Consider the following 22905-nt stretch of genomic DNA (forward strand, 5'->3'; position numbering starts at 1 on the left):
AAACAACAAATACGGAGACAAGCACATCATGCAAAAGATCGCATTCATCGGCCTGGGCCACATGGGCGGCCCGATGGCCCTCAACCTGCACAAGGCGGGCTTCGCGGTCAGCGCCTTCGACCTGTCGGCCGAGGCCTGCCAGAAGCTGGCGGACGAAGGGGTCGCCGTTGCCGAGTCGGCCGCTACGTCGGTGGCGGGCGCCGACGTGGTCGTCAGCATGCTGCCGGCCAGCCAGCATGTGGAGTCGCTCTACCTGGGCGGCGGTGACGGCAAGGTCGGCTTGCTGGAGCACATCCGCGCCGGCGTGCTGGTGATCGACAGCAGCACCATCGCCGCGGGTACTTCGCGCAAGGTGGCCGAGGCAGCGTCCAAGCGCGGCATCGCCATGATCGATGCACCGGTCTCGGGCGGCACCGGCGGCGCCATTGCCGGTACGCTGACCTTCATGGTCGGCGGCGAGGTCGCCGACCTGGAGCGTGCGCGCCCGGTGCTGGAAAAGATGGGCGCCAACATCTTCCATGCGGGCGGCGTCGGCGCCGGCCAGACCGCGAAGATCTGCAACAACATGCTTCTGGGCATCCTGATGATCGGCACCTCGGAGGCGTTGGCCCTGGGCGTGGCCAACGGGCTGGACCCGAAGGTCTTGTCCGAGATCATGCGCCGCAGCTCCGGCGGCAACTGGGCGCTCGAAAAGTACAACCCCATGCCCGGCGTGATGGAGAACGCGCCGGCATCGAAGAACTACGCCGGCGGCTTCGGCACCGACCTCATGCTCAAGGACCTGGGCCTTGCGCAAGAGAACGCCGCCGCCGTCCGCGCCGCCACGCCGCTGGGCGGGCTGGCGCGCAACCTGTACGCCGCACACAGCCTGGCCGGCAACGGGCTGCTGGATTTTTCCAGCGTGATCAAGCTGGTGCAGAAGGGCTGAACCGGGCCGATCAGCGGATGCCTTCGATCCAGCTGCCCAGCGCGCCGTTCGCCGAAAGCACCGCCAGCTTGCCCTCGCGCCGCACGATGACGTTGCAGCTCTCGGTCAGCGTCTGCTTGTTCCAGCTCGTGCAGTAGCCGCCCGGCCCATTGGGGCGCCAGCGCCCCACATCGTTGTAGTCCACCGACACCACGGCGTAGCCGCCTTCCTTGAGCTGCACGTCGTAGGTCTTGCCGTTGATGGTCTTGGCGCGAAAGGTCTTGTTGACGATCAGGGTGTTGAACTCTTCCGCCGTGAGCGGGCCTTCTTGTGCGAGGGCGCTGGTCGCGCACCCCGCGCATCCCGCGCACGCCAAGGCCACCATGAGTTTCATCGCTTGCATGGCAGGCTCCTTCAAGGCGTGACGGGCGGGATGCCCAACTGGCCAAAGAACGCATTGGTGGCGGGCAGGTTCAGGCGCAGCGACATGCCCGTGCTCAGCTTTCGCTGAGAGCCGTAGTACACCTTGCCCCCACGCTCGACGAAGAGGCGCTCGAAGTCGAGCCATGCGGCTTGTGCTGGCGGCTGCGTCAGGCGCAGCACGCGTGCGTCGCCCAGCGTTTCGATGGTGTAGGTGCCGCTGCCGATCGGCACGCAGTTGCGCGGTGATCCGTTGATGTGACGTTGCTGGCACGCGTAGTAGCCGACGGCATCGCCCCCGGGGAACGCGATGCGAATGTCCGTGTTGCCGGTAAAGAAGGTCGTTGGGTTGGCCAGCACTGGCGCTAGGCCGACGATGCCGATGCGTAGTGTGCTGTTGCCCCACCATTCATTGGGATCCGGGCTCAGGATCGGTGTCGGGCTGGCGCTGCTGTTGATGGCGCCCTGATTGAAGAGGCAGGGTGTGCCGCGGTTGCTGGCCAGTATCTCCTCCAGTGTCTGCAGCTCCAATAGGGGGCTGCCGATGGCCTCGGTGCTGTTGCAGGCCGATGACGGATTTGCGCGTGCGTCGCCGCCCGCGGCGACGGCGGCCGAATAGACCCGCACCGGCGCAATGGCGTCGTATTGAAGCGCGTTAGACGTCACTGTGCTGGCCTGCGCCGTCAGCCTCGCGCCGCTTGGGAGCACGGACGAGGCGATGTCGGGATTGCTGTTGCCTGCATAGCCGGCGGGCGGATTGCCCCAGTTGGCATGCACCGGCAGCGCGCTGCGGATCGCGAGAGCCACGTCCAGCATGTTGCGGCCTCCGATGTCCAGGCTCCATTGCCCTGAGGAAGAGTGTTCGAGGCCGTCGCAGTAGTTGCCGTCGGCCGTTCGCCCCGCCGCGTCGCGCGCTGTCTGCTGCATTTGCTGGCCCGCGACGCACGCGGCCCAGGCGCTGCCGTTCCAGTGCATGTCATTGCGGCGCGCGTAGCTGGACCCATGGCCCCATTCGACCAGGGCGCCGTTGGTATTGGCGCGCTGGAATTCGCGGTAGTGCGTCATGCCTTGCGCATTGGGCGTCGCTTCTACGCTGGTGGCGACGAACACCCGGTAGTACCAGTTGTTGGCGTCGCCGAAGGCGAGGTCGGCCAGGGTCGCGCCGGCGCTCGCCGGTTGGCCGGCGGTCGGGCCCGGATTTGGCGCGCGGGAGGCCGCGACGAGCAGGGGCAGGCTGGCATCACTCAGGCGGCTCCCGGCGTTGATTTGCGCGGCCTGGGCCTGCAGGGCCGACTGGCAGCCCGCGTCGCTCGACGCGGCGCAGGCCGCCTGCAGGTCGGCGCCGCGGGCCGCCGCGGCCATGTCGGGCACCGAGCGCACCATGCTGCCGAGAATGGCCCGGTCGACGTCGGCGCTGGTGATGGTGCCACCCCCCATGTCCGCGCCACCGATGGACGGCGCCAGCGCGGCCGTCTGCTGCTGCGTGGCCAACACCATCAAGCGCGCCAAGAGGGCCGCTTCCTTGCCACCGGCGGAACTGTCCAGGGTGTAGTCGGCGAGCATCGACGTCATGCCGGTGCGTCCCATGGCCGCAGCTTCGGCTTGCGTCGTTGTCACGCCCGTGTCGTCGACGATCCGCTGCACGATGGTCGTCAGCGGGCTGATGACGCCCGTGCGGTCGGCGGGCGAGCGCATGGTGAACGGCACGGCAACCGGCCCGGTGTCGGCGTCGACGGCGTCGGTGCCCACGAGCGCGACAACCGGAGCCTTGCCGACATCCTCGTTCGGAACATCGATCGAGGCCTTCCCGGAGGCGTCGGTCTTGGCCGAAGGTTCGCCGGTGTCCAGCGCGCTGTTGTTGTTCCTGTCGAGGAAGACCAGCGCGTTGGACAGCGCACCGTCGATCACCTTGACCTCGACTGGGGTCGTGGTTGGTGCCGTTCCGGTCGGCGGCGTCTCGGCGGGCGAGCTGTTCCCGCCCCCGCCATTGCTGCCGCCACCGCATGCGGAAAGCGCCAGCAGGCCGGCGCAGGCCAATGAAACACTTGAATGCGAAAACAAGCTTGACATGTGGACTCCGTTGGTTGGAAGCGCCGCCCCGAGCGAGCCGCACCGAAGTCTTGGGCCAAGCGTTTCTTCGCGCATCACGCAAATTGATAACGGGCAGGATGAGCGCAGGCTCCCTCATTCGGGGGATGAAAGACGCCCGTTCTTGGATACAGTGACTTTTGCGTCAGTGCGTTTGCGAGCGGGTGGCGTGCGTTGCCGTCGCGCGCCTGGCGTTCAGCGGGAAAGAACATGACAACGAACGAAGATCTCGCTCTGCGTCGGGCCATCGATGCTGTCCATAGCATCGAGGATCCTGCCCCGCCGTGGGCCGACATCCTGCAAAGCGCAAAGGGCCTGCTTGGCGGCGACAGCGCAACCTTTCTCGCGTTCGAAGGCCGAAAGCTGGCGACCTTCGAGCAGGTTGACGTGAGCCTGGCAACACAGGCGGCGTACGCCGGTCATTTCCATGCGCAGGACATCTTGATCTGCCCAGAGACGCCGCGAGCGCCGGGGACCTGGTTGAACACCGACGAGTCTCTGACGTCGTCCGAGCGCGGCAGGAATTCGTACTACGTGGACTTCATGTGCCAATACCGGATGCGGCAGTACGTCGGCGTCGTCATCGAGGACGGCCCGAAATTCTCCTCGTTCATCGCGATCCAGCGTGACGTCGCCCGCGACGATATCGCCCGCCGAATTTCCAGTGCGCCGATGCGGCGCTTTTCCGATGCCTTGTTGCAGGCAGTGGCGCGGCGCCGCAAGCGCGCCGCGCAATGGCTGGACGCTGTCGAGTCGGCCAGCGCGTCCTTTGAACAGGCCACCTTCGTCGTCACCGGCAACGGTGTGGTGCTGCGCATGTCGCCGAACGCGCAGGCGATGCTCGATGCAGATTCGAGCCTGCTCCTGCGGCACGGATGCCTGTGGCATGCCGATGCCAGGTTTCGCGACGCGCTACGGCATGCCCTGGGGGCGGCAGGGCGGGCGGGCAGCTCGCCGTGCTATTTGTCTTTGCGCGGCCGGGGCGGCACGGTGCATCGGCTCGAGTTTGCACGCGCCCATGCGCAACTGCGGCTGGGCGAAGAGTCGCTTGTCTTCATGCGGATGTGCCGCCGGCGCAAACCTTCCAGCATCCGCATCGATGCCCTCTGCGTGGGCTTCGGCCTGACGCAGGCAGAAGCCCGCGTGCTGGCGGCACTGGCCGACGGCCAGACGCCCGCCGCCCACGCGCTGGCCCAGGGGGTGTCGATCAACACCGTGCGCAAGCAGATATCAACCTTGATGGAAAAAATGGACCGCGCGCGCCAGATCGACGTGGTGCGCATGGCGTTGGCCGTGTCATAGCCTCTTGCGCGGCGCACAATGACCGCGCCGGCCAAAGGAGCAGACATGACGGACGATCTGAGTCACTTCCATCCCCTGGACCCGGGCCGCATCAACACCATGGACCCGGTTGAACTCAAGTACTGGTGCCAGCAACTGAGCTGCACCGAGCAGCAGTTGAACGAGGCGCTGGCCAAGGTCGGCGACCACGTCACCGCGGTGCGCAACCAGCTGGCTTCTTCTTCGAAGCGCTGAGCACTGCCCGCTAGCGCGCGCGGATCCCCTGCGCGTTCAGCAGCGCCTTCAGCCGCCGCACCTCGCGCTCCAGGTCGATGATGAGGGCGGCGGCGTCCAGGCCCGCGCCAAAGTCGCGCTCCAGCCGGCGGGCTTCCAGCGCGCACTGCAAGGCGGCACTCTGGAAGCGCCATTCCTGCGGCGGCCGGTCGGTGTCGTCGGCCTCGACGATGCCCACGTCCACCAGTTGAACCACCCATTCGAGTTCGGCGCCGCAGGCATGCGCCAGTTCGTTGGCGGCCAGCGGATCGGCGTCGCTGATGGCGGTGACGCTGAAGCTGCTTCTTGCTGTTGCGATGGTGACCATGGTGTTCAGACTCCCAGGTGCCGGCGCGGCGCAAAAGAGGCTGTGGTGCGCGCCAGCTCTTCATAGGCCTTGCGTGCCGCCTCGCTCTCGGCCGGCGGCAGCACGATGTCGATCAACAGGTACAGGTCGCCTGGCGTCTTGCCGGCCAGGCCGCGGCCCTTCAGGCGCAACTTGAGGCCGTTGCGCGCATTGCGCGGCACCGTCACCTCGACCACGCCGCCGGTGGGCGTGGGCAGCTGCACCTGGGCGCCCAGGGCGGCTTCGGAGGGCGTCACCGGCAAGGTCATGTACAGGTCGCGCTCTTCCACCCGGTACAGCTTGTGCGGCGCGATGCGCACTTCCAGGTACAGGTCGCCCGGCGGCTCGCCGCCATGGCCGGGCATGCCCTGGCCGGCCAGCCGGATGTACTGGCCGGGGTGCACGCCGGGCGGGATCTTCACGTGCAGGGTGCGCGGCTTCCATTGCGTGTGGCCCTGCTCGTCCACCTCGAGCGCACGCAGCGTGATCTCGCGTTCGGCGCCCTGGAGCGCATCTTCCAGGCTGATCTCGATGGCGGCGTGGTGATCCTCGCCGCGCGCGCGGAAGTTACTTCGCTGCGCGCTGCGCCGCTGCGCATCGCCAAAGATGGAAGAGAAGAACTCGCTGAACTGCGCATGGTCGGCCGGCCCTTGCTGGCCGGGGCCGTGGTGGAACTCGAAGCCTTCGTCCCAGCCCGGCGGTGGCTGGAATTCGCCCTGCGGACCGCCGCCGCCGCGGGCGACGCTGTCGGCCAGCTGGTCGTAGGCCGCGCGCTTTTCCGGATCGTGCAGCACGTCGTAGGCCTCGTTCACCTCGCGCATGCGCGCTTCGGCATCCGCCTCCTTGCTGACGTCCGGGTGGTATTTGCGGGCGAGCTTGCGATAGGCCTTGCGCACCTCGTCTTCGGAGGCCGCGCGTTCCAGGCCCAGGGCCTTGTAGTAGTCCTTGAAGTCCATGGCGTGTCGTCGGACGCGCGCGCGATGCCCGCTTTCTTCAGGCCAGCGCGGCGCCTGGATCCACCTCTTGCTGCGAATCTTGCAAGAGGGATCTGACCCGCCAGCCGGCGCCGCCGCCACCGCGCTCGAATCGCAGGGGCTGCGCGTTGCCCAGCAGGCCCATGTTCATGGGCACGCCCAGCATGGCGGCCAGCGCGTAGAGCGAGCCGCCATGCGCCACCACCAGCACCGGGCCGGGATGCGCCAGGGCAGCGCAGAGGGCGGCGTGCTTGCGCTGCATGAAGGCCGGCAGCGATTCGCCGTCCTGCGGGTCGCAGGTCCAGTCGATCTGCGCCGACGAGGTGCCGATCAGCACGCCGAAGTTGCGCTCGCGCAGGCCTTCGTGCAGCAGCGGCGGGAGGCCATGCGGCGCCGCCACGGTGAAAGCGGTGGTCAGGGCACGCTGCGCGTCGCTGCAAACAATGGTGCGAAGCGGCTCGTCCGCCAGCAGCTCGGCGGCGCGCCGGGCCTGTTCCAGCCCGGTGTCGTTGAGCGGCTCGTCCTGCGCCTGGAAGATGCGCAGCACGTTGCGCGCCGTCTGCCCGTGGCGCAGGAAGTAGAAGTGGTCGCAGCCGGGCGAGAGGGGCAGCTCGCCCCCCAGCCGCAGGAATTCATCGAGTCCTTGTGCCATTTCCGGTTGTTCTTCGTCAGTCAGAGTTTGGGAATGCGAAGGGTCTTGCTGATCATGAGTGTGCCCGAGAGCGCAAACATCAGCACCAGCGGATGCAGCATCCACGGCCCCAGCTGCCAGACGCCGCCCCACACGGCGTCGCCCACGCGGCCTTGCCAGGCGGCCAGCGCCAGGATTCCGACCAGCGCCACGCTGGTGGGAATGGGCGTGCCTTCGAAGTACTTGACCTTGCCGGATGCATCTTCCGCCAGTGCCTCCGCCGTCACGTTGTAGCGCGCCAGCCGGCTCACGCCGCAGCAGACGAAGTACACCAGCACCGCGCAGTCCCAGCCGCCGTCCAGCCCGGCGGCAAAACCGAGCGTCGCGGGCATCACGCCGAAGGAAATGACGTCGGCCAGCGAATCGAGCTCGCGTCCCAGCGCCGACTGGGTCTGGCGCCAGCGGGCGATGCGGCCGTCGAACACATCGAACACGAAGGCCGCCGGCGCCAGCGCCGCCGCCCACAGGAATTGCGGCAGGGAATGGCTGGCCATGTAGGCCATCGCGAGGAACACCGCGCCCACGCCGCAGGCGGCATTGCCCAGCGTGAACACGTCGGCCAGATGAAAGCCGCGGATCATCGAGAAGTGCTTGCGCGGCTTGCGCTGCGTGTCGGGCGAAGAAGTGGTGGCCATGGCGATCCTCTTTTCTTCTTGTTCAGAGTGGCCGCACATCGCCGCGCCCTGCATCGCGCAGCGCGTCCAGGGTGTCGCCCGTCTTCAGGATGACCAGGGGGCGGGGCGCTTGCGTCGTCGTCGATGAAGCTTGCATGCCCGCCATGATGCCCGAGCGCAAGGGCCGATGAAGGCCGACGTCAGGCGCGTCGGCACCCTCAGCGCAGGCCAAAGAAGGACAAGATGGCCGCAATGACCACGATCAGCCCGATGATGTAGATGATGGAGTTCACGGCCGGCGCCTCCTGTTCTCGAAGAAGGCTCCAGCATCGGCCGCGCACCGCGCAGCCGGCGTCAGCAGGGCTTGGCGGCGCGTGTAGGACGCGCCAGCGAAGGCTCAGAGGCTGGCTCAGGCCTTGCGCTCGTCCTTGAGCTGCGGCAGCTCGGTGCCGGTGGAGGGCGCCAGCAGGCCGGTCTTGACGTAGGTCATCAGCTTGTCGCGCGTGTCCACGATGTCCAGGTTGCGCATGGTCAGCTGGCCGATGCGATCGGCCGGCGAGAAGGGCGCGTCTTCCACCTTTTCCATCGACAGGCGCTCGGGCTTGTAGGTGAGGTTGGCCGACTCGGTGTTGAGGATCGAGTAGTCGTTGCCGCGGCGCAGCTCCAGCGTCACTTCGCCGGTGATGGCACGCGCGATCCAGCGCTGGGCCGATTCGCGCAGCATGATGGCCTGCGGGTCGAACCAGCGGCCCTGGTAGAGCAGGCGGCCGAGCTTCAGGCCATTGATGCGGTACTGCTCGATGGTGTCTTCATTGTGGATGCCGGTCACCAGGCGCTCGTAGGCGGCGTGCAAGAGCGCCATGCCGGGGGCTTCGTAGATGCCGCGGCTCTTGGCCTCGATGATGCGGTTCTCGATCTGGTCGCTCATGCCCAGGCCATGGCGCCCGCCGATGCGGTTGGCCTCTTCCATCAGCTCGACGGCGCTGGCGAAGCGCTTGCCGTTCAGCGCCACCGGCTGGCCTTCCTCGAAGCGCACCGTCACTTCTTCGGCCTTGACGGCCACGTCGTCCTTCCAGAAGGCCACGCCCATGATCGGATTCACGATGCGCATGCCCGAGCTCAGGAGCTCCAGGTCTTTGGCCTCGTGCGTGGCGCCCAGCATGTTGGAGTCGGTGCTGTAGGCCTTCTCCACGCTCATCTTGTAGTCGAAGCCGTTGGCGATGAGGAACTCGCTCATCTCCTTGCGGCCACCCAGCTCGTCGATGAAGGTCTGGTCCAGCCAGGGCTTGTAGATCTTGAGGGACGGGTTGGTGAGCAGGCCGTAGCGGTAGAAGCGCTCGATGTCGTTGCCCTTGAAGGTCGAGCCGTCGCCCCAGATGTTGACGTCGTCTTCCTTCATGGCGGCCACCAGCATGGTGCCGGTCACGGCGCGGCCCAGCGGCGTGGTGTTGAAGTAGGTGACGCCGGCGGTGGAGATGTGGAAGGCGCCGGCCTGCAGCGCGGCGATGCCCTCGGCCACCAGTTGCGTGCGGCAGTCGACCAGGCGCGCCTTGACGGCGCCATAGGCCATGGCCTTGCGCGGGATCTCGTCGTAGTCCGGTTCGTCCGGCTGGCCCAGGTTGGCGGTGTAGGCGTAGGGCTGGGCGCCCTTCTTCTTCATCCACAGCAGGGCGGCGCTGGTGTCCAGGCCGCCGGAGAAGGCGATGCCGACCTTCTGGCCGGTGGGGAGGTTTTGCAGGATCGTGCTCATGATTCTTCGACTCGTTGGCGGGCCTGGGGCCCGGGAATTGCGCTGCGGGAGAACCCTAAATTGGACCACAACCGGGGGCAGGCTCCGGCTTCAGTCCTCTTCGCCCAGGAAGCCCCCGCTCTGGTGCGCCCACAGCCGCGCATACAGGCCGCCCTGCGCCAGCAGGCTGCGGTGGTCGCCTTCTTCCACGATGCGGCCCTCGTCCAGCACGATCAGGCGGTCCATGGCGGCGATGGTCGACAGGCGGTGCGCGATGGCGATCACCGTCTTGCCTTCCATCAGGCGGTACAGGCTGGCCTGGATGGCGGCTTCCACCTCGGAATCCAGCGCGCTGGTGGCCTCGTCCAGCAAGAGGATCGGTGCGTCCTTCAGCATCACGCGGGCGATGGCGATGCGCTGGCGCTGCCCGCCCGAGAGCTTGACGCCGCGCTCGCCCACCTGCGCCGCGTAGCCCTTGTGGCCCGACGGATCGCTCAGGCCCTGGACGAACTCATGTGCCTCGGCGCGCCGGGCGGCGGCCTCGATCTGCGCCTGGGTGGCGTCGGGCCGGCCGTAGGCGATGTTGTCGGCCACCGAGCGGTGCATGAGCGAGGTGTCCTGCGTCACCATGCCGATGTGCTGGCGCAGCGAATTCTGCGTGACCAGCGAGACGTCCTGTCCGTCCACCAGGATGCGGCCGCCTTCCAGGTCGTGGAAGCGCAAGAGCAGGTTCACCAGCGTCGACTTGCCGGCGCCGGATCGCCCCACCAGGCCGATCTTTTCGCCCGGCGCCACGATGAGCGTCAGGTGGTCGATGACGCGCCGGTGCTCCTTGCCGGTGCCGCCGTAGCTGAAGCTCACGTCCTCGAAGCGCACCTCGCCGCGCGGCACCTCCAGCGCGAAGGCATCGGGCGCATCGAGCACCGTGCGCGGGCGCGACAGCGTTTTCATGCCGTCCTGCACGGTGCCGATGTTCTCGAACAGGCTGGCCATCTCCCACATGATCCAGTGCGACATGCCCTGCAGCCGCAGCGCCATCGCGGTGGCGGCGGCCACCGCGCCCACGCCCACCGTGCCCTGCGACCACAGCCACAGCGACAGGCCCGCCATGCCGGCCGTCAGGCCCATGCTGAGCGTGTGGTTGACGATCTCGAAGGCGCTCACCAGCCGCATCTGGCTGTAGCCGGTGGCCATGAAGTCCTGCATGGCGGCGCGCGCAAAGCCGGCCTCGCGCTGCGTGTGCGAGAACAGCTTGACGGTGGCGATGTTGGTGTAGGCGTCGGTCACACGCCCGGTCATCATGGCGCGGGCGTCGGCCTGCGCCATGCCGATGTTGCCCAGGCGCGGCACGAAATACACCATGCTGGCGATGTAGAGGGCCAGCCAGATCAAGAAGGGCCAGATCAGGTACTGGTCGAACACGCCGGCCAGGATCACCATGGTGGCCACGTACACGATCATCGCCACCAGCACATCGGCCAGCACGAAGAGCGTGTCGCGCACGGCCAGCGCGGTCTGCATCACCTTGGCCGTGATGCGGCCGGCGAACTCGTCCTGGTAGAAGGCCAGGCTCTGGCCCAGCATCAGGCGGTGGAAGTTCCAGCGCAGGCGCATCGGCAGGTTCACCGCCAGCGTCTGGTGCTTGACGATGGTCTGCAGCGCCACCACCGCGATGCTGGCGGCCAGGGCAAAGGCGAACCAGCCCAGCGCCGCGCCGCGCTCGGCCCACAGCTGCTGCGGCGCGATCCCCGACAGCCAGTCGACCATGCGGCCCATGATGGCAAAGAGCAGCGCCTCGAAGGCCGACATGGCGGCGGTGAGCAGCGCCATCGCCAGGATCTTGCCGCGCAGGCCCTCGGTGCAGGCCCACAAAAAAGCCGCGAAGCCATGCGGCGGTGCCGCCGGCTCATCGGCTGGATAGGGGTGAAGCAGTTTTTCGAAGAAGCGAAACAAAGGTCTTGTCTCCCGGAAGGAGGCGAGACTTTAGCCGCGCGCGCCGCAGGCAGCTGCCGCGGCCCGCAATGGCCCCGCGTTAGCGGCCCAGCGCCTCCAGCTGGTAGCTCAGCAGCAGGCTCACGCGCACGTCGCGTTGAGGGTTGTTCAACGCCGCGTCGCCGGTGGGCTTGGCCACCGCCACGTCCAGGCTGTAGTGCCGGTTGTCCGTCAGGCGCAGGCCCAGGGCGGCGGAGCCCAGGTCGCGCGGCACCGGCCTGCCCACGTGCGTCGAGACATGGGCCGCCTCCAGCAGCACGTAGGGCTCGATCTGTCGGAGCCACTGGCTGTCGTAGGGAAAGGCGCGGTTCAGTTCCAGGCCCACGCCCAGGCCGCTGTCGCCCGAGCCGTCGCCCGCTGCGTAGCCGCGGCCATAGCGCGAGCCGCCAAAGGACACGCGCTCGGAGCTTGCCAAGGTGTCGCCGCTGATCTGTCCGCCGACCGACACGGCCGTGCCCCAAAGGTTGGCAAAGCGGTCGCGCTGGCTCATGTCGAAAGACAGGCGGGTGAAGTTCAGCTTGGCGGGGCCGGGGCCCGACAGGCCAGGCACGTTGCTGCGCAACTCGGCCAGGGCGCCCATGCCGTCGATGCCCTGGGCCAGCATCGCGCTGGCGTTGCGGCTGCGCTCGGGCGTGGCGTCGACGTAAGCCAACTGCAGGAAGGCGGCGCGTATGCGCGTCTGGTCGGTGAGCTGCGCGCCGGTGGAGGGCACGCTGTACTCGTCGACGTTGTCCACGCCATAGAGCCCGCCACTCAGGAACAGGCTGCTGCGCGCCGTCAGCATGAGCGGATAGCTGCCCGAGAACTCCAGCCGCTTGTTGGTGTTGTAGCGCTCGATCAGCGACCCCTTGCCCATGGCCTCGTCAGGATAGCCGCGGTAGTCGGAATAGGTGGTCTTCAGGGCCAGCCCGTCGGCGCCGACGAACTGGGTGTAGCCCACCGATCCGAATTTCTCGCGCGAGTAGTTGCCCAGCAGGGTCGAAGCGGTCAGGTCGCTGCCCGAGGCCAGCAGGTCGCCGACGCGGCCGGTCAGGACCAGGCGCGAGGTCGGCTGGCGCATGTCGCCGCCCAGCGAGATGTTGTAGGGCTGGCGCTGCACCTTCAAGGCCAGCACGGTGGCGCCGTCGGTGGTGCCCGGCATGGCGGCATCGGCTGTCACCGCCAGGCCCGGCAGGCGCGCCATCAGTTGGGTGGCGCGCTCGAAGGTGGCCAGGCGCAGCGGCTTGTCGGCCTGCAGCAGCTGCGCCATTTCGCGCAGCTTGGGTTCGGCCGCGCCGGCATCGCCTTCGATGCGCACGCTGGCGATGTAGCCCTCGACCGCCACCACGCGCACCACGCCGCCGGCGAAGTCCTGCTCGGGCAGGTAGACGAAGGACAGCGGGTAGCCGGCATCACGGTACTTGGCGCTGGCCACGCGGGCCACGGCGGCCAGTTGGCCGACCGTGACCGGCTGGCCGGCCAGGGGAGCGAACAGCCCCGCCAGATCGGCAAAGGGCAGGGCGTTGACGCCCTCGATGTCGAAGCGCGCGGGGGTCAGGCGCTGATCGAGCCGACCGGGGCCGGCCGGCGTTTTCAGATCCAGTTGAGGCGCCGGGGTGGGCTGCGCCGGGGACGCCGGTTTGGGGAGCAGATCCAGCGGGTCGACGGCGATCGACGTCGCCCGCTGCGCCTGCGCCGAGGTGGCGCAGGCGAGGACGGTGACGGCGATGCCGATACAGGAAAGACGCATCGGCATCCGTCAGGCACCCTTACTTGAGGCCGCCGACCAGGCCGCCGACCGTGTTCAGGGTGTTGTTGACCAGGGTCGTCGTGCTGCCGGTGCCGCCCGTGCTGGTGCCGCCGCTCAAGGCCGTGGTGACGGGGGCCGTCACCGGCGCGATGGCCGTCGTGACCGGGGCCAGTGCGGTGGCCACGGGCGACGTGATGGGGGCGATGGCGGTGGTGACCGGCGCCAGCACCGTGGTCACCGGAGCCAAGGCCGTCGTCACAGGAGCCAGGCCCGCGGTCACAGGTGCCAGGGCCGTGGTGACCGGCGCCGTGGCGGTGCTCAAGCCACCCAAGGAGCCCACGCTGATCCCTGCGCCTGCCCCCACGCCGGCACCGGCTGCGATGCCGCCGCTGCCGATGCTGGCACCCGCGCCGGCACCGACACCCAGGCCTGCGGTGATCGAACCCACCACCGGGGTGAGCCCGCCGCCCGCACCGGCGCCGCTGCCGCTGGTCAGCAGGCCGCCGGCCGCGGTGACCGAGTCGCCCAGGCCCGAGGTGAGCTGGTTGCCCTGTAGAGCCCCGCCGACCTGGCTGGTCACGCCGGCCACAGGCACGCCCAGGCCCGTGCTATCGCCCAGCTGCTGCGTGGTGGCCGTCAGGGTGCGGTCGATCGGAACGATCACCTGGCTGTTGAGCCCGGTGGTGACCTGGCGCACCGCCGGGTTGTCGGTCACCGTCTGCAGCTTGCCGCCCACGCCGACGACGGTGTCACCCACCTTGTCCACCAGGCCGCCTGCGGTCGAGGTCACGGGACTGAGCGGCGTTTGCTGGCCCACGGTCGTGACCAGCGCGCCGGCGCTGGACACCGTCTGGCCGGCGCCCACCACCACCGGCGGCAGGCCGCCCAGGGTGCCGCCGACCGGATCGGTGCTCTTGCCGAGCTGGCCCAGCCCGCCGCTGACGGCGTCGCCGACCTTGTCGATGGTGTTGCCCGCGTTGGCGATGACGCCGCCCGCCGGAGTGTTCTGCCCCACACCCGACACGGCGTTGCCGACGCCGCTCACGGTTTCGCCGACGCCGCCGACGATCTGGCCGGTGGCCGAGGGCTTGAGGGTTTCGCCGCCGGTGCCGCCACCATTGCCACCGCCCGAGCCACCACCGGAGCCGCCGCCCGAGCCGCCACCGCCGACGGTGGTGCCTCCACCGCCACCGCCACTGCCGCTACCGCTACCACCATCCGCGGAGATGCCGCCGGGGGGGCCACCGCTGGTGCCGCCAAGATCGCTTTGCAGCTTGCCGCTGGAGTGGCAGGCGGCCAGGACCGCCAGCGCAGCGACGGCACTGGCCGTGCGCACGAAGGAAGCGAGTTGCGTATGGGAAAGGACTGTCATGAAGGGACCTCCTGGTTGGAACCTGCGAATTGCTGAATCGATTGAGCTTTTGTCCGACCTGGCGACGTGCGTCAGGCTGGTTCAGGATAGGTCTGGGTAACAATCCAAAACAAGTATGTGCAAAGTTCTCAAAATTGAGACAAGGTGTTCGAATGTGAAGAAATCACTCTGTCAGAAGTGCTAATCAACTTTGATGATGGACGAAAAGACTGTATAAAAATACAGTTATTCTTCCATCATGGGCCTTCTCTCCCTCTCCGCCGCTTACGTCGCTCCCGCCGGCCAACCGATCTGGCGCGGTGACGAGTTGGGCGCGGCCGACGCCGCGGCCCTGCCCACCGGCCATGCCGCGCTCGATGCGCAATTGCCCGGTGGCGGCTGGCCGGTGGGCGCGCTGACCGAGTTGCTGCAGGCCCAGCCGCAGGCGCATGCCTGGCAACTGCTGCTGCCGGCGCTGGCGCAAGTGGTGCAGCAGAAGAAGAGCGCGCCAGTGGCCCTGATCGGTGCGCCCTACGAACCCTTTGCCCCGGCCCTGGCGGCCGGCGGATTGCCGCCCGAGGCCCTGCTGTGGATCCGCTGCGAGGCCCCGGCCGCGCGCCTGTGGGCCTGCGAGCAGGCCCTGCGCTGCGCCGAGGTGGCTGCCGTGCTGGCCTGGCTGCCGCGCGCCCGGGTGGGCGAGTTGCGCCGGCTGCAGCTGGCGGCGGCGCAGCATGAGGCGCTGCTCTTCGTGTTCCGGCCCGAATCGGCGGCGCAATCGGCTTCGCCGGCGCGGTTGCGCCTGGCGCTGTCCGATGCCGGGCCGCAGCACATGGACATCCGCATCCTCAAGCGCCGCGGCCCACCGCTGGCCGCTCCGCTCACCTTGCCGGCACGCAGCGAGCGCCTGGCCGCCTTGCTGGCCGCCAGCCAGCTGCGCCGCAAGGCGCGCCAGCAGCAGGTGGGCGGTGCAGTGGTGGAGGGCGCGGCGGCGGTGGTGCGCATCGAGGCGCAGCCTTTGCCTATGAAGGAGGGCATCCATGCACTGGATCGCCTTGCGCTGGTTGCCTGACCCCCACGCTCGGCACTGCGTGTCCTCGCTGCCCCCCGAGGGGGCCGCCGGCGGCCTTGGGGCGGCCCGGCGGCCGCCGGATCTCGCCTTGCCCAGCATGGAAGCGCTGGGCTGGTGGGCCTTGCAGTTCACGCCGCGCGTTGCCTGGCTGGACGAAGCCCTGCTGCTGGAGGTTTCGGCCTGCGAGCGCCTGTGGGGTGGTCGGCTTGCGCTGATGCGCGAACTGGCGCGGCTCAACCCGGTGGCCGGCACCCGCATCCAGCAGGCCCATGGCGCCACCAGCCTGGTCGCGCTGGCGCGGCTGCGCCTGTTTGCGCGTGGCCAGCGGCCAACGCCTGATTGGCCTGCCGGCCTGCCGTTGGACACCTTGAGCGCCGCCCGCGAGCACCTCGAACTGCTGGCCCGCATGGGCTGCCGCAGCTGGGGCGATGTCGATGCCCTGCCGCGCGGCGGGCTGGTGCGGCGCTTCGGTACCGGCCTGCGCGACGCGCTCGATGCGGCCTGGGGCCGGGTGCCCGAACAGCACCGCTGGCTGCAACTGCCCGACCTGTTCGAGCAGAAGCTGGAGCTGCCCGCGCTGGCCGACAACGCCTCCGAGCTGCTGTGGTCGGCCAACCGCTTGCTGGCCAGCCTGCAGATCTGGCTACGCGCTCGCCAGCGCGGCGTGCTGGCGCTGGAGCTGCAATGGACGCTCGACCTCAAGCGCTACAACGGCGTCGACCTGCCGCGCCAGGAGCAGATCGCCGTGCGCACCGCCCAGCCCACGCAGGACATGGCGCACCTGCGCCGCCTGCTGAGCGAACGCCTGGCGCTGACCCGGCTGGGCGCGCCGGCCAACTGGATTGCACTGCGTTCGCTCGAAACCGTGCCCTGGGCCGGCGCCAGCACCAGCTTCCTGCCCGAGGACAACCGCAAGGGCGACAAGCTGCACGAGCTGGTCGAACGCCTCGGCGCCCGCCTGGGCCCGGACCAGGTGCTGATGCCGGTGGCCCAGGCCGACCACCGGCCCGAGCGCATGCAAAGCTGGAGGCGCGCCGCGCTGGCCGCATCGTCCGCTGCGCGAGCGGGCAGGAAGGCGCCGGCCAGATCCGAGGCGCAGCAGCAACAGCAGCAACAGCAATCGGGTGCCCTCTATCCCCCCTGGCTGCTGCGCGAGCCGCTGCCGCTGGAAGTTCGCGAGGGCCAGCCGCACTACCAGGGGCGCCTGGCCCGGCTGGTCGGCCCGCAGCGGGTGGAGGCCGGCTGGTGGAATGAAGGCCAGCTGGCGGTGCGCGACTACTTCATTGCCGAGAGTCCTGGTGCGGGCCTGGTGTGGGTCTTTCGCGAGCGGTCTTCGGCCTGGTTGACGGAAGAGCCAGCACGCTGGTTCCTGCAAGGCGTCTATGCCTGAACAACGCCCCCCGCGCCGCCCGCCCAAGGTGATCGCGCTGCCGCGCCGGCCGTCGCCGCCGCCACGGCAGCAGCCGGCACCCAGGCCGCCGCCTGCGCTGCCGGCCTATGCCGAGCTGCATTGCCTGTCCAACTTCAGCTTCCAGCGCGGCGCCTCGCATCCGGAAGAGTTGATCGAACGCGCTTACCGCCTGGGCTACTCGGCCCTGGCCCTCACCGATGAATGCTCGGTGGCCGGCGTGGTGCGCGCCCATGTGGGCCTGCGCGAATTGCTCGAAGCCCTGGACGAGCACGACAAGGCGCATCCCGAAGCAGCGCCACAGCCGCGCAACGAAGGCTTTCGCTTCCTGCCCGGCAGCGAGTTCGACTTCGGCAGATTCCGGCTGGTGGCGCTGGTGCATGACCTCGAAGGCTGGGGCAACCTGTGCGAGTTCATCACTGCCGCCCGCACGAGTCGCCGGGCCGCTCCCAAGACGAGTACCGAAGCCCTTCAGGGCGAAGGTTGCTTTGTGCGCGCGCCCAAGGGCGAGTACCACGTGAGCTGGGACGAGAGCGACCTCGCCTCGCTGACGCATTGCGAGATCCTGCTGGCGCCCAAGCGTTCGCCGGGCGGCCCGTCAGCGGATTTCGAAGACCTGCTGTGCGCCGATCTCACGCGCGCCCGGCAGCGCTTCGGCCCTCAGCTGTGGCTGGCGGTCGAGCTGTTCAACGAGTTCGACGACGACCTGTGGCTCGCCACCCTGCAGCGCGCCGGCGAAAAGACGGACGTGCCGCTCATCGCCAGCGGCGACGTGCACATGCACCTGCGCTCGCGCAAGCCTTTGCAGGACGTGGTCAGCGCCGTGCGCGAAGGCAAGAGCGTGGCCGAATGCGGCTTTGCGCTGCAGGGCAATGGCGAACGGCACCTGCGCGCGCGCATGCGCCTGGCCCAGCTCTACCCACCTGAATTGCTGGCCCACACGGCCGTGGTGGCGCAGCGCTGCCATTTCAACCTGGACGTGATCCGCGAGCACTACAAGTACCCGCTGGAAACCGTCGCCGGCGGCGAGACGCCGGCCCAGAGCCTGGCACGCAAGACCTGGGCGGGTGCGAATGAGAAGTTTCCGGGCGGCATCCCGCCCAAGGTGGGCAAGCAGCTCGAGCACGAGCTCACGCTCATCTGCGACATGAATTACGAGATGTTTTTCCTCACGGTGGAAGACATCGTGGCCTTTGCCAAGAGCAAGAAGATCCTGTGCCAGGGCCGCGGCTCCTCGGCCAATTCGGCGGTGTGCTTCTGCCTGGGCATCACCGCCATCAATCCGGAGACCGGCAACCTCCTGTTCGAGCGCTTCATGAGCCGCGAGCGGCGCGAGCCGCCGGACATCGACGTCGACTTCGAGCACCAGCGGCGCGAAGAGGTGATCCAGTACATCTACGAGAAGTACGGCCGCGAGCGCGCCGCCATCGCCGCGGTGGTGATCTGCTATCGATCGCGCAGTGCCCTGCGCGACGTGGGCAAGGCGCTGGACGTGGACGCGCGCCTGGTCGACGAGTTCGCCAAGGACCACTACTGGTTCAGCGACAAGGTGATGGCCGAGCGCCTGCAAGAGGCGCAGGAGCGCTGCGGCGTGACGCAAGACGCCTTCAAGCTCGTGCAGTGGATCGAGCTCACGCAAACGCTCAAGGGCTTTCCGCGGCACTTGAGCCAGCATGTGGGCGGCTTCGTGCTGACCCAATCGCGCCTCACGCGGCTGGTGCCGGTGGAGAACGCAGCCATGAAGGATCGCTCCATCATCCAGTGGGAAAAGGACGACCTGGAAGCCATGGGCATGCTCAAGGTCGACGTGCTGGCGCTGGGCATGCTTAGCGCGATCCGGCGCGCGCTCGACCTGCGTGCGCACTGGCGCAACACGCCGCTGGCCATGTACCAGATCCCGCAGGGCGAGGAGAAGGTGTTCGACATGATCTGCGACGCCGACACCATCGGCGTGTTCCAGATCGAGAGCCGCGCCCAGATGTCGATGCTGCCGCGCCTGAAGCCGCGCACCTATGAAGACCTGGTGATCGAGGTCGCCATCGTGCGCCCCGGCCCCATTCAGGGCGGCATGGTGCATCCCTATCTGAAAAAGCGCGAGATCCTGCGCAAGGGTGGCGAGGTCGACTACCCGTACCCCGCGCTCAAGCCGGCGCTGGAACGCACGCTGGGCGTGCCCATCTTCCAGGAGCAGGTGATGCAGATCGCGATGATCGCCGCCGCCTTCACGGCCGATCAGGCCGACCGTCTGCGCCGCTCGATGGCGGCCTGGAAGCGCAAGGGCGGCATCGAGAAGTTCTACGGCCCGCTGGTGCAGGGCATGATCGATCGCGGCTATGCGCCCGACTTTGCCGAGGGCATCTTCCAGCAGATCCTGGGCTTCGGCGAATACGGCTTTCCGGAAAGCCATGCGGCCAGTTTTGCGCTGCTGGTCTACGTCAGCGCCTGGATCAAGCTGCACGAGCCGGCCTGCTTCCTGGCAGCCTTGCTCGACTCGCAGCCCATGGGCTTTTACTCGCCCTCGCAACTGGTGCAGGACGCGCGCCGCCACGGGGTGGAGGTGCGGCCGGTGGATGTGCTGCACAGCGAACTCGATTGCACCCTGGAGCCCGCTGCCTTGGCGCTCGTCGCCGACGCGCGCTTTGCGAAGCGCCGTGGCAATGCGCCGCAGCCGGCCGTGCGCCTGGGCCTGCGCCGCGTCGGCAGCCTCAGCGAAGCCGGCGCCGAGCGCATCGTCCAAGCCCGCGTCCAGATGCCCTTTGCCAGCACCGAAGACCTGGCCCTGCGCGCCGAGCTCGATGCACGCGACATGGGCGCGCTGGCAGCGGCCGATGCGCTGGTTTCGCTCTCCGGCCACCGGCGCCAGCAGGTCTGGGACGCCACCGCCACCCGTGGCATGGGAGGCCGCGCACCGGCCCTGCTCAAGGGCGTGCCGATTCACGAACAGACGCTGGAACTGCCGGCCGCGCCCGAGGGCGAGGAGATCGTCGGCGACTACGCCTCGCTGGGCTTCACCCTGCGGCGCCATCCGCTCGCGCTGCTGCGCCCGCGCCTGGCGCGCATGCGCCTTTCAAGCGCGGCGCAGTTGCGCGACCTGAAAAGCGGCCAGATGGTGCGCGCCTGCGGCATCGTGATGGGCCGCCAGCGCCCGCAGACCGCCAACAACACCATGTTCGTCACCCTGGAAGACGAGACCGGCAACATCAACGTGATCGTCTGGGAGCGGGTGGCCGAGGAGTGGCGCGAGCCGCTGCTCAAGGCCAAGCTCCTGGCAGTGCAGGGCACCTGGCAGCGCGACGTCGACAGCGGCGGCGAGGTGCGCCACGTGCTGGCCACCGGCTTCAAGGATTTGACGCATCTCCTGGGACGGCTGGCCGAGAACAGCAAGAGCCGCGACTTTCACTAGGGCCTGTCGTGTGAACAGGCCCTAGCTTTTCGATACCCTTTGCACATGTCTTCGGAGATCCCCCTCGGCCGCCTGCACGCCCGCCGCCTGCGCGAGATGTATCGCTCCGCCGGCTGGCCCTGCTGCGACAGCATCGAGGTCGAGCTATTGGCTGCCGGCCTGCTGGAACGCGTGCGCACCGCCCACGGCCACGAGACCCTGCGCGTGACCGATGCCGGCATCGCGCGCATTGCCGGCACCCTGGTCGATAACCGCGCGGTGATGACCGCGCACGAGGCGCTGGTCGAGCGCGTGGCGCGCGAGATGACGCGCGCCGGCCGCATCGCCTGGCGTGGCCTCGCCCTGCGGGCGCGCATCGCGGGCGCCACGCCGCAAGACCCGCCGCGCTGGTGCATCGCCATGCCGGACGTTTTTTCCATCCGCAACACCAGCGTGGAGGCCTACGCCCACCCGGTCGTGCATGAGATCAAGGTGCGCCGCGCCGACCTCCTGTCCGACCTGAAGAAGCCGGACAAGCGCGCCGCCTACCTCGACCTGGGCGGCGAGTGCTGGTACGTGCTGGGCTGCGACGCCCGCGGCCGGCCGATCGCGACCGCCGACGAGATCCCGCCCGAATGCGGCGTGCTGCTGGCCAAGCCCGCGGGCGGCCCGCTGGTGGTGCTGCGCCCGGCCCAGCATCGCGCGTTGCCGCGTCTGCCGTTCCCGGTCTGGATGGCGCTGGCCAAGGCGCAGCCCGTGCCGGGCTTCGACGAGGGCGTGCAGGGGCTGTTGAACGGAGAGGCGGAAGGCTGAGAAAAAAGTCGCGGCCCAGCCAAAGGACAAATGGACACAAACATGAGAAGTAAGCACAATGACTTACATCATGTTGCCCCAAGACAAAAATCCGTACTACGACTCCGCGCGCGACAAGCCCGACCGGTCCGAGTTTGCTTCGCTGCGCATGGATATCCAGGAAAAACGGCGGCCGGCAGCAGCAAGCCGCGGCTGGTTGAACATCGTGCTGGGCGTGGTGGCGCTCATCGTGATCGCGGTCATCGCCAAGCGCCTGCTCTTTTGAGCGCTTAAGCTTCGCCGATGACTCGACTCATCGGCATCTCCGGCGCGCTGCGCCGCGCGTCCTTCAATACCGCCTTGCTCAACGCCGCCATCGAACTGGCGCCAGCCGGCTGCCAACTGGTGGCGGGGTCCATCCGCGGCATTCCCCTCTACGACGGCGACATCGAGGCCGAGCAAGGCATTCCGCCGGCCGTGGCCGAGCTGAAGGAGCTGATCGCCCAGGCCGACGGCGTGGTGCTCTTCACCCCCGAATACAACAACGGCATTCCGGGCGTGTTCAAGAACGCCATCGACTGGCTGAGCCGGCCCGCCGGCGACATTGGGCGCGTCTTCAGCGGCAAGCCGGTGGCGCTGTGCGGCGCCTCGCCCGGGGGCTTCGGCACGATCCTGAGCCAGAACGCCTGGCTGCCGGTGCTGCGCACCTTGCAGATGGACGCCTGGTCGGGCGCTCGGCTGATGGTGGCGCGTGCCAACACCTTGATGGATGCCGACGGCCGCCTGGCCGATCCAGCCACGCGCGAGCGGCTGGCGCAGTTCGTGGCCGGGTTCGCGGCCTATGTGCAAGGCAAGCGCGGCTGAACAGGCCCTAGTCGAAGCTGACTTCGGCCACGGTCTGTGCGTCGGGCGTCCGGCTGTCGGCGTTGGCAAGGGCATTGCCCTTGCGAAACCAGTAGCGGCAGCCGGTGCGGCCCAGCATGCTCACGCACATCTGGCCGTCGTCGCGAATGCTCCAGGTGCCGGACGCGCTGCCCAGGCCGCTGCGGCTGACCGCAACCACCCGGCCGTCGGGATGGAACTCCCAGTGCGACAGTTTTCCGCTGGCCAGGTTCTTCAACACGATGCCCTTGCCGATCAGGCTGGCCTGGATTTCCGGCTTGCTGAGGTAGGCGCGTTCTTCCGTTGCGGCGATCGCCGTGATGGCGCTGGCGGCCAGTGCGGCGCAGGCGACGAAGCGGGTCAGGGGGCTGGAAGCGCGCGTCATGGCGAGGGCTCTGGTGGGGTGGGATGTGGATGCCAATGGTGGCGGCCCGCCGGCCCGGCGTGGAGTACGCATTGCACTGCGTCGTAGTGACATTTGTCACTTTCAGCGATGATGGCGGCCCTTCAACCCCAAGGAGCCTTGATGTTCGCCAAGTTCGCATCCCGCCTCGCTCTCGTCGTCGCCACCCTGGCCCTCGCCGCCTGCGCCGCTCCCGGCACGCAAGCGCCCGGTGCAATGGAAGTGCGCCAGGGCAAGATCGAGCAGATCACGCCGATCCAGCTGCAGAACAGCCACCACACCGGCGTCGGCGCGGTGATCGGCGGCGTGGCGGGCCTGGGCGTAGGCAGCCTGATCGGTGGTGGGACTGGCCGCGACGTGGCCATGGTGCTGGGCACCGTGGGCGGCGCGCTGGCCGGCAATGAAGTGCAGAAGAAGTACGAGAAGCCGGTGCCCGGCCAGCAGATCATCGTGCGCACCAACAGCGGCGTGCTGGTGTCGGTGACGCAGGCGGCCAACGCTGGCCTGCGCGTGGGCCAGCGCGTCTACATCGAAGGCAGCGGCGAGGGCGCGCGGGTGATGGCGCAATAAGCGG

21 protein-coding genes are annotated in these 22905 nt (G+C 68.5%); 10 read left to right on the forward strand and 11 right to left on the reverse strand.

All coding sequences use genetic code 11. The features are described 5' to 3' along the window. Window positions 1-28 precede the first annotated feature (28 nt). A complete protein-coding gene (gene mmsB / locus ACIPRI_RS21265; protein ID WP_446623465.1) occupies window positions 29-928 on the forward strand; it encodes a 3-hydroxyisobutyrate dehydrogenase in 900 nt (299 codons plus the stop codon). 10 nt (window positions 929-938) lie between these two features. On the opposite strand, the gene ACIPRI_RS21270 is transcribed toward mmsB, so the two are convergent. Then, complete coding sequence (locus ACIPRI_RS21270) at window positions 939-1310, reverse strand: hypothetical protein (RefSeq protein WP_446623466.1); 372 nt, start codon at window positions 1308-1310, stop codon at window positions 939-941. Window positions 1311-1321: 11 nt separating this feature from the next. Then, window positions 1322-3472 (reverse strand): hypothetical protein, encoded by a 2151-nt coding sequence (locus ACIPRI_RS21275; protein WP_446623467.1) that lies wholly within the window; start codon window positions 3470-3472, stop codon window positions 1322-1324. 153 nt (window positions 3473-3625) lie between these two features. Here ACIPRI_RS21275 and ACIPRI_RS21280 point away from each other — a divergent pair, with 153 nt between their 5' ends. Further along, window positions 3626-4717 (forward strand): helix-turn-helix transcriptional regulator, encoded by a 1092-nt coding sequence (locus ACIPRI_RS21280; protein ID WP_446623468.1) that lies wholly within the window; start codon window positions 3626-3628, stop codon window positions 4715-4717. A 45-nt stretch (window positions 4718-4762) separates the two neighbouring features. Continuing rightward, window positions 4763-4951, forward strand: a complete 189-nt coding sequence (locus tag ACIPRI_RS21285) for a DUF3606 domain-containing protein (RefSeq protein WP_446623469.1) — start codon at window positions 4763-4765, stop codon at window positions 4949-4951. Window positions 4952-4961: 10 nt separating this feature from the next. Here the strand turns inward: ACIPRI_RS21285 and ACIPRI_RS21290 are convergent, their stop codons facing one another. The 8 genes from ACIPRI_RS21290 to ACIPRI_RS21325 form a co-directional block, all read right to left on the reverse strand. Continuing rightward, complete coding sequence (locus ACIPRI_RS21290) at window positions 4962-5297, reverse strand: chaperone modulator CbpM (RefSeq protein ID WP_446623470.1); 336 nt, start codon at window positions 5295-5297, stop codon at window positions 4962-4964. 5 nt (window positions 5298-5302) lie between these two features. Continuing rightward, window positions 5303-6271: a DnaJ C-terminal domain-containing protein gene (locus tag ACIPRI_RS21295; RefSeq protein ID WP_446623471.1), complete on the reverse strand. Its 969-nt coding sequence runs from the start codon at window positions 6269-6271 to the stop codon at window positions 5303-5305. 37 nt (window positions 6272-6308) lie between these two features. Continuing rightward, complete coding sequence (locus tag ACIPRI_RS21300; RefSeq protein ID WP_446623472.1) at window positions 6309-6941, reverse strand: histidine phosphatase family protein; 633 nt, start codon at window positions 6939-6941, stop codon at window positions 6309-6311. A 20-nt stretch (window positions 6942-6961) separates the two neighbouring features. Next, window positions 6962-7615: a CDP-alcohol phosphatidyltransferase family protein gene (locus tag ACIPRI_RS21305; protein ID WP_446623473.1), complete on the reverse strand. Its 654-nt coding sequence runs from the start codon at window positions 7613-7615 to the stop codon at window positions 6962-6964. Between the two features lie 388 nt (window positions 7616-8003). After that, window positions 8004-9344 (reverse strand): argininosuccinate synthase, encoded by a 1341-nt coding sequence (gene argG, locus ACIPRI_RS21310; protein ID WP_446623474.1) that lies wholly within the window; start codon window positions 9342-9344, stop codon window positions 8004-8006. A gap of 90 nt (window positions 9345-9434) precedes the next feature. Beyond that, window positions 9435-11276, reverse strand: coding sequence for an ABC transporter ATP-binding protein (locus tag ACIPRI_RS21315; RefSeq protein ID WP_446623475.1), 1842 nt, complete (start codon window positions 11274-11276; stop codon window positions 9435-9437). Between the two features lie 79 nt (window positions 11277-11355). After that, a complete protein-coding gene (locus ACIPRI_RS21320; protein ID WP_446623476.1) occupies window positions 11356-13044 on the reverse strand; it encodes a ShlB/FhaC/HecB family hemolysin secretion/activation protein in 1689 nt (562 codons plus the stop codon). 19 nt (window positions 13045-13063) lie between these two features. Further along, complete coding sequence (locus tag ACIPRI_RS21325) at window positions 13064-14416, reverse strand: collagen-like triple helix repeat-containing protein (protein WP_446623477.1); 1353 nt, start codon at window positions 14414-14416, stop codon at window positions 13064-13066. 238 nt (window positions 14417-14654) lie between these two features. On the opposite strand from ACIPRI_RS21325, the gene imuA reads away from it, so the two are divergent. The 6 genes from imuA to ACIPRI_RS21355 all read left to right on the forward strand — a co-directional run bounded on the left by imuA (window position 14655) and on the right by ACIPRI_RS21355 (window position 21910). Next, entirely contained in the window at window positions 14655-15464 is an 810-nt protein-coding gene (gene imuA, locus ACIPRI_RS21330; protein WP_446623478.1) for a translesion DNA synthesis-associated protein ImuA, read from the forward strand. Continuing rightward, the gene (locus ACIPRI_RS21335; RefSeq protein WP_446623479.1) at window positions 15433-16854 is read left to right on the forward strand and encodes a DNA polymerase Y family protein; all 1422 of its coding nucleotides are present in this window, start codon (window positions 15433-15435) and stop codon (window positions 16852-16854) included. The genes imuA and ACIPRI_RS21335 overlap by 32 nt, the downstream gene beginning before the upstream one ends. Beyond that, window positions 16847-20275, forward strand: a complete 3429-nt coding sequence (locus ACIPRI_RS21340; RefSeq protein ID WP_446623480.1) for an error-prone DNA polymerase — start codon at window positions 16847-16849, stop codon at window positions 20273-20275. The genes ACIPRI_RS21335 and ACIPRI_RS21340 overlap by 8 nt, the downstream gene beginning before the upstream one ends. Before the next feature lie 45 nt (window positions 20276-20320). Beyond that, window positions 20321-21067 carry a hypothetical protein gene (locus ACIPRI_RS21345; RefSeq protein WP_446623481.1) on the forward strand — a complete coding sequence of 249 codons (747 nt, stop codon included), beginning with the start codon at window positions 20321-20323 and terminating at the stop codon, window positions 21065-21067. Window positions 21068-21137: 70 nt separating this feature from the next. Next, complete coding sequence (locus ACIPRI_RS21350) at window positions 21138-21332, forward strand: hypothetical protein (protein WP_446623482.1); 195 nt, start codon at window positions 21138-21140, stop codon at window positions 21330-21332. Between the two features lie 17 nt (window positions 21333-21349). Beyond that, window positions 21350-21910: an NADPH-dependent FMN reductase gene (locus ACIPRI_RS21355; RefSeq protein WP_446623483.1), complete on the forward strand. Its 561-nt coding sequence runs from the start codon at window positions 21350-21352 to the stop codon at window positions 21908-21910. Between the two features lie 7 nt (window positions 21911-21917). Here the strand turns inward: ACIPRI_RS21355 and ACIPRI_RS21360 are convergent, their stop codons facing one another. Beyond that, window positions 21918-22313 carry a hypothetical protein gene (locus ACIPRI_RS21360; protein WP_446623484.1) on the reverse strand — a complete coding sequence of 132 codons (396 nt, stop codon included), beginning with the start codon at window positions 22311-22313 and terminating at the stop codon, window positions 21918-21920. A gap of 141 nt (window positions 22314-22454) precedes the next feature. Between ACIPRI_RS21360 and ACIPRI_RS21365 the strand changes: the two genes are divergently transcribed. Next, complete coding sequence (locus ACIPRI_RS21365) at window positions 22455-22901, forward strand: glycine zipper 2TM domain-containing protein (protein ID WP_446623485.1); 447 nt, start codon at window positions 22455-22457, stop codon at window positions 22899-22901. Window positions 22902-22905 lie beyond the last annotated feature (4 nt).

This window comes from Variovorax sp. LARHSF232, from assembly GCF_052871435.1.

Coding starts and splice junctions, on each gene's coding strand:
- ACIPRI_RS21280 (WP_446623468.1), top strand. CDS start 3,626: ATGACAACGAACGAAGATCTCGCTCTGCGTCGGGCCATCGATGCTGTC.
- ACIPRI_RS21275 (WP_446623467.1), bottom strand. CDS start 3,472: ATGCGCGAAGAAACGCTTGGCCCAAGACTTCGGTGCGGCTCGCTCGGG.
- ACIPRI_RS21295 (WP_446623471.1), bottom strand. CDS start 6,271: ATGGACTTCAAGGACTACTACAAGGCCCTGGGCCTGGAACGCGCGGCC.
- mmsB (WP_446623465.1), top strand. CDS start 29: ATGCAAAAGATCGCATTCATCGGCCTGGGCCACATGGGCGGCCCGATG.
- ACIPRI_RS21345 (WP_446623481.1), top strand. CDS start 20,321: ATGTCTTCGGAGATCCCCCTCGGCCGCCTGCACGCCCGCCGCCTGCGC.
- ACIPRI_RS21360 (WP_446623484.1), bottom strand. CDS start 22,313: ATGACGCGCGCTTCCAGCCCCCTGACCCGCTTCGTCGCCTGCGCCGCA.
- argG (WP_446623474.1), bottom strand. CDS start 9,344: ATGAGCACGATCCTGCAAAACCTCCCCACCGGCCAGAAGGTCGGCATC.
- ACIPRI_RS21350 (WP_446623482.1), top strand. CDS start 21,138: ATGTTGCCCCAAGACAAAAATCCGTACTACGACTCCGCGCGCGACAAG.
- ACIPRI_RS21305 (WP_446623473.1), bottom strand. CDS start 7,615: ATGGCCACCACTTCTTCGCCCGACACGCAGCGCAAGCCGCGCAAGCAC.
- ACIPRI_RS21355 (WP_446623483.1), top strand. CDS start 21,350: ATGACTCGACTCATCGGCATCTCCGGCGCGCTGCGCCGCGCGTCCTTC.
- ACIPRI_RS21290 (WP_446623470.1), bottom strand. CDS start 5,297: ATGGTCACCATCGCAACAGCAAGAAGCAGCTTCAGCGTCACCGCCATC.
- ACIPRI_RS21340 (WP_446623480.1), top strand. CDS start 16,847: ATGCCTGAACAACGCCCCCCGCGCCGCCCGCCCAAGGTGATCGCGCTG.
- imuA (WP_446623478.1), top strand. CDS start 14,655: ATGGGCCTTCTCTCCCTCTCCGCCGCTTACGTCGCTCCCGCCGGCCAA.
- ACIPRI_RS21270 (WP_446623466.1), bottom strand. CDS start 1,310: ATGCAAGCGATGAAACTCATGGTGGCCTTGGCGTGCGCGGGATGCGCG.
- ACIPRI_RS21285 (WP_446623469.1), top strand. CDS start 4,763: ATGACGGACGATCTGAGTCACTTCCATCCCCTGGACCCGGGCCGCATC.
- ACIPRI_RS21365 (WP_446623485.1), top strand. CDS start 22,455: ATGTTCGCCAAGTTCGCATCCCGCCTCGCTCTCGTCGTCGCCACCCTG.
- ACIPRI_RS21300 (WP_446623472.1), bottom strand. CDS start 6,941: ATGGCACAAGGACTCGATGAATTCCTGCGGCTGGGGGGCGAGCTGCCC.
- ACIPRI_RS21320 (WP_446623476.1), bottom strand. CDS start 13,044: ATGCGTCTTTCCTGTATCGGCATCGCCGTCACCGTCCTCGCCTGCGCC.
- ACIPRI_RS21325 (WP_446623477.1), bottom strand. CDS start 14,416: ATGACAGTCCTTTCCCATACGCAACTCGCTTCCTTCGTGCGCACGGCC.
- ACIPRI_RS21335 (WP_446623479.1), top strand. CDS start 15,433: ATGCACTGGATCGCCTTGCGCTGGTTGCCTGACCCCCACGCTCGGCAC.